This is a genomic window from Paracoccus sphaerophysae (assembly GCF_000763805.1).
In the GTDB taxonomy this organism is placed as follows: domain Bacteria; phylum Pseudomonadota; class Alphaproteobacteria; order Rhodobacterales; family Rhodobacteraceae; genus Paracoccus; species Paracoccus sphaerophysae.
Genome location: NZ_JRKS01000010.1, coordinates 57,644 through 69,510 on the forward strand (window position 1 = coordinate 57,644; position 11,867 = coordinate 69,510).

Sequence of the window (11,867 nt, forward strand, 5' to 3'; positions counted from 1 at the left end):
GAAGATGGACGATCCTCGCATTCCCTCCGGGCCACCCGCAGCAACGATGGGGTGTTGGTCCCCTAAGCTTGCCCGGAGCTGCGGCGATCCTGGCCTCGCGCGCGGGCCTGGCAGGTTGGGCGCTCAACCGCCATGACGCGCTGTTCCTGTTCGCGGTGGCTGTGCAGGCGCTGTTCCTGATCTTCCGGCTGGAAAGCTGGTCCGAGGCGCGGGTCATCGTGCTGTTCCACCCTCACCGGCACGGTAATGGAGCTGCTCAAGACCGCGGCCTGGTCATGGAGCTATCCCGAGGACGCCATCTTCCGCCTGTGGGGCGTGCCGCTGTGTTCGGGGTTCATGCATGCCTCGGTCGGGTCCTTCATCGCTCGCGCGATCCGGGTCTGCGAGATGCGCTTTGCGCCCTATCCGCCGGCCTGGCAGACGCGGGCGCTGGCGGTCGCGATCTATGTCAACTTCTTTGCCCATCACTGGCTGCCGGACGCCCGCTGGCTGCTGTTCGCCGCGACCTTGGCCGTCTATGGGCGCTGCCGGGTGTGGTTCCGGCTGACGCGGGTTCACCGGATGCCGCTGGTGCTGGCGGCGTTCCTGTCCAGGCTGTTCCTGTGGATCGCCCAGAACGTGGGCACCCGCACCGGCACATGGCTGTATGCGGGTCAGGCCGAGGCCGATCCGGTGTCCTTCGCCAAGATCGGGTCGTGGTATCTTCCGCTATGTCAGCTTCGTCACGGTGACGATCGCGGCGCCGCATGCGGTGCGAGGGGCCGCGCCCGGCCTCAGCCCAGATGACCGCGCCAGACCAGCACCCACAGAACCACGGCCGCGAGGATCATCAGCCCGAACATGACCGCCGCGGCGATGTTCGTGGCGCTGTTCGTCCAGCGCCGGCCGGCGCCCAGCGGGCGCAGGTACTTCATCAGTTCGGCGTGATCGCGCATTGCCGGCGCGGTGTCGATCTGCCGGGCGACCCGCGGCACCATCGCCTTGCCCTGCAACGTGGCCAGCCGCTGGGCCGCCTTGCGCTGGCGCCGGGGCAGCGCGCCCCCGCGCCGGCGCAGCATGGTCTTGAGATCGGGCCGCGTGCCGCGCCTGGCCCCGCCGAATCGCTGCGCCATCAGCTGCGCGATCTCGTCGGCCAGCGCATGCACGTCCGGATCGGCCATCCTCGTCCCCCTCTGGATCACGGCGAGATTAGGGCTAATGATCGGCCGTGACCAGCCAACCCGAAGGATGACAGATGTCCCTGAACACCACCGTTTCCGGTCCCGAAACGCCCGGCCTGCCGCCCGTGATCGTGGCGCACGGGCTGTTCGGGCAGGGCCGCAACCTGGGCGTTATCGCGCGCGCCCTGGCCGAGACCCGGCGGGTGATCGCCTGCGACATGCGCAATCACGGTGACTCCTTCTGGGACGACGACCATTCCTATGACGCGCTGGCCGGCGATCTGGCGGCGGTGATCGCCGCGAACGGGGGCGAGGCCGATGTCGTCGGTCACTCGATGGGCGGCAAGGCCTCGATGTGGCTGGCGCTGACCCACCCGGGGCTGGTGCGGCGGCTGGCGGTGCTGGACATCGCCCCGGTCGCCTATCGCCACAGCCAGGCCGAGCTGATCGACGCGATGGAACAGGCGGATTTCACCGCATCCAAGACCCGCAGCCAGGCCGACATGGCGCTGTCGGAATTCGTCGAGGATCACTCGGTCCGTGCCTTCCTGCTGCAGTCGCTGGACCTCAAGGCCGATCCGCCGCGCTGGCGCATGAACCTCGCCGCGCTGCGCGACCAGATGCCGGGGCTGACGGGGTGGCCCGCGGCCGATCAGGGGATGCGCTTCGATGGGCCGATGCTGGTACTGGCGGGCGGGGACAGCGACTATGTCGACGACGCCGGTCGCGCGGCCATCGCGGCGCTGTTCCCGAAGGGGACGGTCGAGACGGTGGGCGGCACCGGCCACTGGCTGCACGCCGAAAAACCGGCCGAGGTTTCCGCGCGGATCGCCGCCTTCCTGGAGTAAGTCAGTCGAGGCTGTCCTGCGGGTCGGTCGCCTGGATACGCCTGGCGACCAGCCAGCTGATCGGGATGGCGCCGACGGCGCCGATCGCGGCGGCGACCAGCATCGGCTTCCAGCTGTAATAGCCCATCGTCAGGGCGATGATGACGCCGATCCCGGCCAGCGTTCCGACCGAGATCGACAGCAGTAGCATGAAGAGGCGCGGCATCCCGGGGCTCCTGTCAGTAAGGACGCAGCCCGGATGCCCGAACGCCCCCGGCCGCGCCTTGATCCAGATCAGTTGGGTCGCACCGGCGGCACGTGCAGGTCCTGGCGGTCCGGCACCATCATCCGCCGGATCAGCCGGTCCTTCAGGACGAACTGGTGATACAGCGCGCCAAGGACGTGCAGGATCACCAGCCCCAGCAGGACCGGCACGGCGCTTTCATGCAGCTCGCCCAGGCTCTCGCTGGGGATCAGGTAGGCCGCGGCGCCGACCAGCGGCATCGCCAGCAACACGACATACAGCGCCCCGTGTACCAGCCGCGCCAGCATGCGGTCCCAGCCCGGCGAGGCGGGGCTGTCGGGCGGCACGCCGTGGGTGAGCCGCATCGCCAGCCGGATCAGCATCGCGGCAAGGATCAGCGCGCCCGAGACGACGTGCCACACCGCGTTGCCCAGCCCCGGCCGGGTTCCCTCGGCCTGGGTCCGGATCAGGGTGTCGAAGAACTCTGCCATCGCATCGCCGCTGATCAGCTGGACGATGACCAGCAGCACCACCATCCAGTGCGCTGCGATCTGGATCGCCGAATATCCGTTGGGTCGTTTCATGGTCGCGCATCCCCTGGCAGCGTGAGCCTGAACCGCGAACCTGCAATCTGCCGGTCGCGTTCCCGCGCGGGCGAGAAATCAGCGCGGGTCCCCGCTGCCGGCCCCGCCCGCCCTTACCGGGCGCAGTTGGCGCAGAAGGGCGTGTCGGGCAGCAGTTCCAGCCGCTTTTCGGGGATCTTCTTGCCGCATTGCACGCATTCGCCGAATTCCCCGGCCTCGATCCGGGCCAGGGCCGCGTCGATGCGGCGGATCTCGGCCTGGTCGGAATGGCCCAGCGCGGACAGCACCTCGTCCTCCTGCCGTTCCGAGGCCGCATCCTCCCAGTCCTTGGGCATCGGCTCGTCGAGCTGGTCCTCGATCCGGTCGAGATTGCCCAGCAGTTCGTCGCGGCGGGCGATGAGGGTTTTCTTGGCTTTGGCAGGCGTCATTTCGGGCCTCCTGTCGTTCGGGGACAGTGGCGATGCGGTGGGATGGGGTCAAGTGGCGAGGGGGAGCACTGTCAACGCATCCTTAACCTGACCCGTCCATCCTGCGCCCATGTCGAATTATCGCCGCCCTGCCCGGTCCGACGCGCCGGTGTTCTTTACCGTCGCCTTGGCGCATCGCGGCAGCGATCTGCTGGTGCGCGAGATCGCGCGGCTGCGCGAGACGGTGCGGGTGACGCAGGCGGAACGGCCGTTCGGGATCGAGGCGTGGGTGGTCCTGCCGGATCACCTGCACTGCATCTGGCGGGTGCCGGATGGGGATTACTCGGTGCGGTGGGGCGCGATCAAGGCGCGGTTCACCCGGTCCTTGTTCGCGGACGCCGGGAACGATGGCCCGGGCCTTAGGCCGGCCTGTAGGCCGGGCTTGAGCCCGGCCATTCCGACACCACCCCTGCCCACCAAACTCCCCGTCGTGCAATCGGGGCGGTATGCCGGGCTGAAGCCCCACCTACGGGTCGGGAAACGCGAACGGGCGGTGTGGCAACGGCGGTTCTGGGAACACCATATCCGCGACGAGGCCGATTTCGCGGCGCATCTGCGGTATTGTTGGTTCAACCCGGTGAAGCATGGGTTGGTTGCGCGGCCCGAGGATTGGCCGTATTCCTCGGTCCATCGCGACATCACGGCGGGACGGTACGACCCCGCGGCGTGGGTATAGTCCGTCGGCCGAAAGCAGGACGGACGTGGGCCGAGCGGTAGGCCGGGCTGAAGCCCGGCACCACCATTTCCAACCGACGATCATTCACCCGGTCCGGGGCGCGCCGGGCTAAAGCCCGGCCTACGGGTGGTACCGGTAGCCATGTAAGCGAGTTTTTCTTCAAAAGGGTATTTCATCGTCAAAGTCGGCGCGTTCGCCACTATCTTCCCGCATACGAGCCAGCAACGCGTCGAGTACGTCGTCAGCTCCCGTGAGCTTTCGACCCACAGTTTTCATCAAATTATCCAATTTCCGATAATAAGCATATTGTTTATTTTCGTCCAAATCAGAATCCCAAAAGGAATCGACAACGTCGCCTCCCGAATCATTGATCCTTACGTTGATGATGGGCTCTTCATCGCCAAAATCATTAGTTGAGTCCTTTCTGGTCAAAACTATCGCATGACCTGCATAAGGAGCTACTATTTCTCCTTCTTTGGCGCTTTCCGCCCAAGCCATTTTGCCGGCAATGGTCAACTTGTAGACTAGATCTACCAAGGACCGCCATTTCTCAACTGTTTCAAAGGGCACGTCCCGGTTCATTCTCCGCTCCCCAACCTTCTTTTGACGTGTTCGATTGCAAGAACAATCGTTTCTTTCTGATCGACAGCAATTTTCTTATATCGGTTAATATCAGGGGCAGTTTTGTGTGGAGTCGTGGCGCGATTCGCCCCATCCGAGATATTTTTAAATTGCGTAACCGCCACAGCGAGATTGTCTCTCACATCATCCGGTATCAAGGCATTTTCAGGAATGATAATGGCAGCAATTGAAACTCTCAGATCCGTAGCTCTCTCTGCCACGATTTGCCAAGCTGCGGTATCCAACCTGTTGAGGAGGTCATCCACGCGGCCATTCAATCTATTCAGTTCAGACAGCAAATCCACCGAAAGCAACCGCGACTTGGTGGCGTTTGAAGCTCGCTCCGCTTGTTTTGCCGCCTCCTGAGCACGCCAAGAGAAAACAATAGTGAGCACTGCACCGACCACTGAGGCGACGTTTCCCCAGTTCTCTGCCCAGAACCCTGCCACACTCACCCATCCATCTTCAACGCCGAGATGAACGCCGACTGCGGGATCTCCACCTTCCCGAACTGGCGCATCTTCTTCTTGCCGGCCTTCTGCTTCTCCAGCAGCTTCTTCTTCCGCGTCGCATCTCCGCCATAGCACTTGGCGGTCACATCCTTGCGCAGCGCGGCCAGCGTCTCGCGGGCGATCACCCTCCCGCCGATGGCCGCCTGGATCGGGATCTTGAACATGTGGCGGGGGATCAGCTCCTTCAGCTTTTCGACCATCACCCGGCCGCGCGCCTCGGCGCGGTCGCGGTGGACCATGATCGACAGCGCGTCCACCGGCTCGTCGTTGACCAGGATCGACATCTTGACCAGCATGTCCTCGCGGTACTCCGAGATCTGGTAGTCGAAGGACGCATAGCCCTTCGTCACCGATTTCAGCCGGTCGTAGAAATCGAACACCACCTCGGCCAGCGGCAGGTCATAGACGACCATCGCCCGGTTGCCGGCATAGGTCAGGTCCAGCTGGATGCCGCGGCGGTCCTGGCACAGCTTCAGCACGTCGCCCAGATACTCGTCCGGGACCATGATCGTGGCCTTGATCCGCGGCTCCTCGATATGGTCGACCAGCGTCAGGTCGGGCATGTCGGCGGGGTTGTGCAGGTCGCGCACCTCGCCGTCGCGCATGTAGAGCTTGAACACGACCGAGGGCGCCGTGGTGATCAGGTCCAGGTCGTATTCCCGTTCCAGCCGGTCGCGCACCACCTCGAGATGCAGGAGCCCCAGGAACCCGCACCGGAAGCCGAAGCCGAGCGCGGCCGAGGTCTCCATCTCATAGCTGAAGCTCGCGTCGTTCAGCGCCAGCTTCTCGATGGCGTCGCGCAGGGCGTCGAAGTCGTTGGCGTCGACCGGGAAGAGGCCGCAGAACACCACCGGCTGCGCGGGCTTGAAGCCGGGCAGCGGCTGGTCGGTGCCCTTGCGTTCGTGGGTGATGGTGTCGCCGACGCGGGTGTCGCGCACCTGCTTGATCGAGGCGGTGAACACGCCGATCTCCCCCGGCCCCAGTTCGGGAATGTCCTTCATCGCCGGGGTCAGCACGGCCAGCTTGTCGATGCCGTAGACCGCGCCGGTCTGCATCATCTTCACCCGGTCGCCCTTGCGGATCACCCCGTCCATGACCCGGATCATCACGACGACGCCCAGATAGGCGTCATACCAGCTGTCGACCAGCATCGCCTTCAGCGGCGCGTCGCGCTCGCCCCTGGGTGCGGGCAGGCGCGTCACGATGGCTTCCAGCACGTCGGGGATGCCGAGGCCCGTCTTGGCCGAGATCATCACCGCGTCCGAGGCGTCGATGCCGATGACATCCTCGATGTTTTCCTTGACCCGCTCGGGCTCGGCCGCGGGCAGGTCGATCTTGTTCAGCACCGGCACGATCTCGTGCCCCGCGTCGATCGCCTGATAGACGTTGGCGAGGGTCTGCGCCTCGACCCCCTGGCTCGCGTCCACGACCAAGAGCGACCCCTCGACCGCGCGCATCGAGCGGCTGACCTCATAGGCGAAGTCGACATGGCCGGGGGTGTCGATCAGGTTGAGCACATAGGTCTGGCCGTCGCGCGCCGGATACGAGATCCGCACCGTGTTGGCCTTGATGGTGATGCCGCGTTCCCGCTCGATGTCCATGCTGTCGAGCAGCTGCTCCTTCATGTCGCGCTCGGCGACGGTGCCGGTCATCTGGATCAGACGATCGGCCAGCGTGGATTTGCCGTGGTCGATATGGGCCACGATCGAGAAATTGCGGATGAGGGAAAGCTCGGTCATGGCCGGGCTATACGGGGGATTTGCGGTTCCGGAAAGGGGTCAGGCGCGGGCGCGGCGGAACTCGCGCCACATGGCGAAACCGCCCGAGGCGCAGATGATCGCGGCCCCGGCCAGCGTCATCGTGTCGGGGCGTTCGCCGAACAGCGTGACGGCGAGGATGAGGGCGAAGACCAGCCGCGTATAGCGGAACGGCGCGACCATCGAGGCCTCGCCGACCCGCGTCGCCATCACCATCATGGCATAGCCTGCGACGCCGACCGCGACGCAGGCGACAAAGGCGGCGGCCTCGACGGCGGTGGGGACCAGCAGCGGCGTGCCCTGCAGCGCGGCCAGCGCCAGGCCGCCGGGCACCATCACCCCGTAGGCCGACCCCGACAGCAGGTGCGAGGCGACGTGGCGCGGCATCCGCCGCGTCGACAGGTCGCGGACCGCAAGCCCGCCCACCGCGATCAGGGCCAGCAGCGAGGCGGGCTCGAACCCTGCCATTCCCGGCCTGACGATCATCAGCACGCCGACGAAGCCCGCAAGGATCGCCGCCCAGCGCCGCCAGCCGACCCGCTCGCCCAGGAACAGCGCGGCGCCCAGCACCAGCGCCAGCGGCAGCGCCTGCAGGATCGCCGAGGCCGAGGCGAGGTCGGTCAGCCGCAGGGCAGTGACAAAGCACAGCGTGCCGACCAGCTCGCCCGCGTTGCGCAGCAGCACCACGGGCCGCAGCAGATCGCGGGTCAGCATCCGTCCGCCCTCGCGCGCCAGCAGCAGCCAGAAGACAGTCAGCCCGAATGCGCCGATGACGGCGACGATCTCGCCGGTTGGCAGGCGCAGACCCAGCAGCTTGATCGCCGCGTCCTCGACGGCAAACATCGCCATCGCGCCGGTCATGAACCCCGCGGCAGGCAGGTTGCCCCTGTCCGGGGCGTCGCGGGACATGCTGCGGCTGGAAGTCATGCGGCCGGCGATGCTAGAGTCGCCCGGCACCGTCAAGCCGGAAAGGACTGCCCATGAAATTCCGCGTCGAGGACATGACCTGCGGCCATTGCACCGCCGCCATCGAAAAGGCCATCGCCGAGGCCGGCGGCACCGCCACCGCCGACCTCGCCAGCAAGATCGTCATAGTCGAGAACATCGGCAGCGCCCGCGCCGGCGAGATCATCGCCGCCGAAGGCTATACCCCGGTCCCGGTGGACTGACCGCCGCGGTCCGCCTCGGGCGGTCTGAAATATCCTCGGGGGGATCGCCGCAGGCGATGGGGGCAGACAGCCCCCTGCGGCCGCCGTCAGGGGCGCAGGTCCCGCTCGATCCGTGCCACCAGCGCGGCGAGTTCCCCGATCCGGGCCAGCCGGTGAAAGCGGGGATGGTCCGGGTCGTCGGCATGTTCATGCGCCCAGCCCAGCGCCGCCGGGATCAGCACCCCGTGGCCGCCGATCCCGATCACTGGCAGCACGTCCGACTTCATCGAGTTTCCCGCCATCAGGAACCCCTCGGGCGCGACCCCGGCCCGCTTCAGCACCGCGGCATAGGCGTCCTCCGTCTTGTGCTGCACGATCTCGATCCGCTCGAACCGCGCCGCCAGGCCCGAGCTTGCGACCTTGCGCTCCTGGTCCATCACGTCGCCCTTGGTGATGAGGATCAGCCGGTGATCGGCCAGCGCGTCCAGCGCCGCCTCGACCCCGGCCAGCAGCCGCACCGGGTGGCGCAGCATCTCCTGCCCCAGCGCCAGCAGCCGGGCGGTGACGGGCCCGGGCAGGTCGCCGCCGGTCAGTTCCAGCGCGGTCTGGATCATCGACAGGGTGAAGCCCTTGATCCCGTAGCCGTAGATTTCCAGATTGCGGATCTCGGTGTCATACAGCCGGGCGCGCACCGTCGCCGCGTCGGCATGATCCGCCAGCAGGCGGACGAAATCCTCCTGCGTCAGGTGAAAGAACGCCTCGTTCTCCCACAGCGTGTCGTCCGCATCGAGGCCGATGGTCAGCATGCAGCGCGGCCTAGCACCTGTCCCCGCGCGACGCAAACGCCGGTGATTCGGGCGGCGATCACACCTCGAGCGCTGTATCTGGTGGTCGCGGATGCGCGGCCCTACAGGACCTTGCTGCGACATCCGTGCGATTGCCCGAAAGCCGCGAAAATGCTATCCCTGCAAGGTCCGCCCCACCGGCGCGACGCAATCACGACTGCCGCAAAGGCAGCCCCCAGGGGACGAGGAGAACCACCATGCTCAAGCCCGCCATTGCCGTGGCCGCCGTCATCCTGACCGCGCCCTTCGCCGTCGCCGGCCCCATCGACAGCGCCTGCGTGCGGTCCGAACGCGGCGCCCGCAACCCGGCGCTGTGCGGCTGCGTCCAGCAGGTCGCCGACATGACGCTGTCGCGCAGCGACCAGCGCCGCGCCGCCGGCTTCTTCCGCGACGCCCAGCAGGCACAGGACGTCCGCATGTCCAAGCGCGACGCCGACAACCAGTTCTGGGACCGCTACAAGACCTTCGCCGCCGCGGCCGAGGCCTACTGCGCCCGCTAAGCCGGTGACGCCCCGCACCATCGTCGTGCTGACCGGCGCGGGCCTGTCCGCCGAAAGCGGCATCCCCACCTTTCGCGCCGCCGACGGGCTGTGGGAACGGCACCGGATCGAGGACGTCGCCACCCCGGAGGCGTTCCACCGCGACCCCGATCTGGTGCTGCGGTTCTACGACATGCGCCGCGCGGCTGCGGCCGCGGCCCAGCCCAACGCCGCCCATCACGCGCTGGCCCGGCTCAGCCGCCGGCCCGGCGTGACGCTGATCACCCAGAACGTCGATGCGCTGCTGGACCGGGCCGGCGCGCAGGACGTGATCCACATGCACGGGCGGATCGACGGCGCGCTGTGCGCCGCTTGCGGCCATCGCTGGCCCGCGCCGCCGACGTTGCCCCGGACGCTGCCCTGCCCGGCCTGCGGCGCAGGGGCCGCCCGCCCCGACATCGTCTGGTTCGGCGAGATGCCCTATCACATGGACCGGATCGAGGCTGCGCTGGATCAGGCCGACCTTTTCGCCGCGATCGGCACCTCGGGGCAGGTCTATCCCGCGGCGGGTTTCGTCGACGTGGCGCGCATGGTGGGCGCCGCGACGGTCGAGCTGAACCTCGAACCGACCGCGCCGGGCCGGTTCGACGAGGTCCTGACCGGCCCCGCCAGCCGCATCGTGCCCGCCTGGGTGGACAGCCTGACCGCGAGCTGAGGGTTTTTCACGCGGAATCCGTCCTGCATCAACCGGGTCTCAACCCAAAGCGCCTGGCGTCGCCCCAAGCCGGATGGCCGGATCAGGGGAACCATGCGGCACGTCAGCCTTCCACGGGCGGACACCACCGGGCTGGTCGGCGCGGTCGAGCTTGTGGCGATGCTGCGGCGCAGCTGGCTTTGGGTTGCCGGCGCGGCCGGGACGGGGCTGCTCTGCGCCGCTTTGTGGCTGCACGATGCGACGGTGCCCGACTGGCGGGCCGAGGCGCGGATGACGCTGGCGCCCGACCTCGCCACCGACGGGGGCAACGCGGCCATCGCCCACGCGACCGAACTGGAACGCCTGCATGGCACGGCGATGACCCGTGAGGTTGCGGCCCGATTGGGGTTCGACCGCGATCCGGGCTATGTCGACTGGGGCAAGCCGCCGCTGATCGCGGCGCTGGACCGCTGGATCGGGCACCCGCCCACCGCCCCTCTGGCCGATCGCGCGGTCGAACGGTTGCGGTCCCGGACCTCGGTTCAGCTGGTCCCGGGCAGCGCCGTGGCGGCGTATCTCGGCCAGCGCCGACGATCCTGCGCAGGCGGCCCGGATCGCCTAGGCTTTCGCCGAACTGTATGTCGCCACGCGGACCGCGGCGCTGGCCCAGGCCGAACAGCGGGCCAGCGCGGAACTCGCCGCCCGCGACGCCGAGGCGGACCAGGCGCGGCAGGCGCTGGCCGAGCTGCGCGGCTCCGACGCGCCCGAGGGCGGGCTGGCCACGATCGACCACGAATTGCGCGCCAGCCGCACCCGGCTGCACAGCGCGCGCGAGGCCGCGCGCCGCACGGCCGGAGGCACCGGGGAAAGCGCCCGGCGGCGGCTGGACCTGGGGCAGATGGACCGCCAGCAGGCGGAGCTCGCCGCCACGGCCGGCGCGCTCGCGGGTGAACTTTGCGGCGCAGGACAGCCTCGCCGCCAAACTCGCCCGGGCTACCCGGGCGATCGCGCTGGGGGCGCGGCCGCCGCTATGGCTGCTGGCGGCGACGGCGCAGGACACGCAAGGGGTGCTTGGCGGAAGGCTCAAGGACCTGTGCGCGCATCTTCGCCCTCAATGCGACGATCTGCCCGGACGCGCCGCCGGCCGGGTCCGCCTGCTGCGATTCGAGCGTCTGGCCGAGGATTTTGCCTTGTTGCAAAAGGACTGGGGCCCTGCCAGGCCGGCCGCTTCCCCGGGAAAACGGCTCGTCTGCGCGGTCGCCGACGGCGGCGCAGGCCGCGCGGGCCACGCTGGTCGCGCGGGTTTATGACGAGGATTACCGGCTGTTCGGCTATGGTCGCAGCAGCGCGCGTGCCGATCACGGCTACGCGCGGGGCGCAACAGATGCGATGGACGGGCGGCGGTCGCGCAGTGGGGCCCCAGGTCGGATGAAGATCGCCATCGCCGCTGGCTCGGCGTTCATCTGCAAGACCGTGCGCGCCCGTGTGGGGCCGGCGCGCATGCATCTTCCCCTTCCTTGACGACGCCGCCGCCAAGACGCACCGGCACCCGCCTTGGTCGGCCAACCCCGGATGCTGGTGCTCTCGTCGCTGATCGCGGGGACCGCCACCTCGCCCATCGCGGCCGCCCATTTCAACTCTCGGCGCAATACGGTCTGATCGCCGACCTGCTAGTGGTGCCGGTGATGGGCGCGGTGGTGATGCCCGCGGGGGTGATCGCCGCCTTGCTGGCGCCGCCCGGGCTGGCGGGGGCCCTCGCTGTAGGCGGTGGGGGGGGGGGCCCTTGAAGGGGGGGGGGGGGGCGCCGGCGGCGAGCGGGCCGCTCCCGGCCGGGGCGGCCGGGGGGGCTCCGG

At 68.1% G+C, this 11,867-nt stretch carries 17 protein-coding genes and 1 pseudogene; 8 read left to right on the plus strand and 10 right to left on the minus strand.

What is annotated here, in order from left to right:
- Positions 1-68 precede the first annotated feature (68 nt).
- Positions 69-170 (plus strand): annotated as a pseudogene (locus IC63_RS19055) (hypothetical protein); the annotation flags it as partial.
- 76 nt (positions 171-246) lie between these two features.
- On the plus strand, positions 247-786 hold the full coding sequence (locus IC63_RS17345) for a DUF817 family protein (RefSeq protein ID WP_052041898.1): 540 nt from the start codon (positions 247-249) through the stop codon (positions 784-786).
- Here IC63_RS17345 and IC63_RS05205 read toward each other — a convergent pair.
- On the minus strand, positions 774-1,160 hold the full coding sequence (locus IC63_RS05205) for a hypothetical protein (protein ID WP_036717559.1): 387 nt from the start codon (positions 1,158-1,160) through the stop codon (positions 774-776). The genes IC63_RS17345 and IC63_RS05205 overlap by 13 nt on opposite strands.
- Before the next feature lie 74 nt (positions 1,161-1,234).
- On the opposite strand from IC63_RS05205, the gene IC63_RS05210 reads away from it, so the two are divergent.
- On the plus strand, positions 1,235-2,008 hold the full coding sequence (locus IC63_RS05210; protein ID WP_036717561.1) for an alpha/beta fold hydrolase: 774 nt from the start codon (positions 1,235-1,237) through the stop codon (positions 2,006-2,008).
- Position 2,009: 1 nt separating this feature from the next.
- Here IC63_RS05210 and IC63_RS05215 read toward each other — a convergent pair whose 3' ends face one another.
- The 3 genes from IC63_RS05215 to IC63_RS05225 form a co-directional block, all read right to left on the minus strand.
- On the minus strand, positions 2,010-2,213 hold the full coding sequence (locus IC63_RS05215; RefSeq protein ID WP_036717564.1) for a hypothetical protein: 204 nt from the start codon (positions 2,211-2,213) through the stop codon (positions 2,010-2,012).
- Positions 2,214-2,281: 68 nt separating this feature from the next.
- Entirely contained in the window at positions 2,282-2,815 is a 534-nt protein-coding gene (locus tag IC63_RS16905) for a cytochrome b (RefSeq protein ID WP_052041899.1), read from the minus strand.
- Positions 2,816-2,928: 113 nt separating this feature from the next.
- Positions 2,929-3,243, minus strand: a complete 315-nt coding sequence (locus IC63_RS05225; RefSeq protein ID WP_036717567.1) for a TraR/DksA family transcriptional regulator — start codon at positions 3,241-3,243, stop codon at positions 2,929-2,931.
- Positions 3,244-3,352: 109 nt separating this feature from the next.
- Between IC63_RS05225 and IC63_RS05230 the strand changes: the two genes are divergently transcribed.
- Positions 3,353-3,958, plus strand: coding sequence for a transposase (locus tag IC63_RS05230; RefSeq protein WP_036717570.1), 606 nt, complete (start codon positions 3,353-3,355; stop codon positions 3,956-3,958).
- Positions 3,959-4,117: 159 nt separating this feature from the next.
- Here the strand turns inward: IC63_RS05230 and IC63_RS17915 are convergent, their stop codons facing one another.
- The 4 genes from IC63_RS17915 to IC63_RS05240 are packed head-to-tail and all read right to left on the minus strand — an operon-like array spanning position 4,118 to position 7,757.
- A complete protein-coding gene (locus tag IC63_RS17915; RefSeq protein ID WP_156965360.1) occupies positions 4,118-4,540 on the minus strand; it encodes a hypothetical protein in 423 nt (140 codons plus the stop codon).
- Positions 4,537-5,028 carry a hypothetical protein gene (locus tag IC63_RS17920; RefSeq protein ID WP_156965361.1) on the minus strand — a complete coding sequence of 164 codons (492 nt, stop codon included), beginning with the start codon at positions 5,026-5,028 and terminating at the stop codon, positions 4,537-4,539. The genes IC63_RS17915 and IC63_RS17920 overlap by 4 nt, the downstream gene beginning before the upstream one ends.
- A 2-nt stretch (positions 5,029-5,030) precedes the next feature.
- Positions 5,031-6,830 (minus strand): translation elongation factor 4, encoded by a 1,800-nt coding sequence (lepA, locus tag IC63_RS05235; RefSeq protein ID WP_036717573.1) that lies wholly within the window; start codon positions 6,828-6,830, stop codon positions 5,031-5,033.
- Positions 6,831-6,869: 39 nt separating this feature from the next.
- Positions 6,870-7,757: a DMT family transporter gene (locus IC63_RS05240; RefSeq protein ID WP_052041900.1), complete on the minus strand. Its 888-nt coding sequence runs from the start codon at positions 7,755-7,757 to the stop codon at positions 6,870-6,872.
- Between the two features lie 71 nt (positions 7,758-7,828).
- Between IC63_RS05240 and IC63_RS05245 the strand changes: the two genes are divergently transcribed.
- Complete coding sequence (locus tag IC63_RS05245) at positions 7,829-8,017, plus strand: cation transporter (protein ID WP_036717575.1); 189 nt, start codon at positions 7,829-7,831, stop codon at positions 8,015-8,017.
- Positions 8,018-8,103: 86 nt separating this feature from the next.
- Here the strand turns inward: IC63_RS05245 and IC63_RS05250 are convergent, their stop codons facing one another.
- Positions 8,104-8,802 carry an HAD family hydrolase gene (locus IC63_RS05250; protein ID WP_036717577.1) on the minus strand — a complete coding sequence of 233 codons (699 nt, stop codon included), beginning with the start codon at positions 8,800-8,802 and terminating at the stop codon, positions 8,104-8,106.
- Positions 8,803-9,038: 236 nt separating this feature from the next.
- Between IC63_RS05250 and IC63_RS05255 the strand changes: the two genes are divergently transcribed.
- Positions 9,039-9,341, plus strand: a complete 303-nt coding sequence (locus IC63_RS05255) for a hypothetical protein (RefSeq protein ID WP_036717580.1) — start codon at positions 9,039-9,041, stop codon at positions 9,339-9,341.
- Between the two features lie 4 nt (positions 9,342-9,345).
- The gene (locus IC63_RS05260) at positions 9,346-10,035 is read left to right on the plus strand and encodes an NAD-dependent deacylase (protein WP_036717583.1); all 690 of its coding nucleotides are present in this window, start codon (positions 9,346-9,348) and stop codon (positions 10,033-10,035) included.
- A gap of 597 nt (positions 10,036-10,632) precedes the next feature.
- Here IC63_RS05260 and IC63_RS05265 read toward each other — a convergent pair.
- The gene (locus IC63_RS05265) at positions 10,633-10,863 is read right to left on the minus strand and encodes a hypothetical protein (protein WP_036717589.1); all 231 of its coding nucleotides are present in this window, start codon (positions 10,861-10,863) and stop codon (positions 10,633-10,635) included.
- Positions 10,864-10,961: 98 nt separating this feature from the next.
- Between IC63_RS05265 and IC63_RS17925 the strand changes: the two genes are divergently transcribed.
- Entirely contained in the window at positions 10,962-11,324 is a 363-nt protein-coding gene (locus tag IC63_RS17925; protein WP_156965362.1) for a hypothetical protein, read from the plus strand.
- Positions 11,325-11,867: the final 543 nt, after the last annotated feature.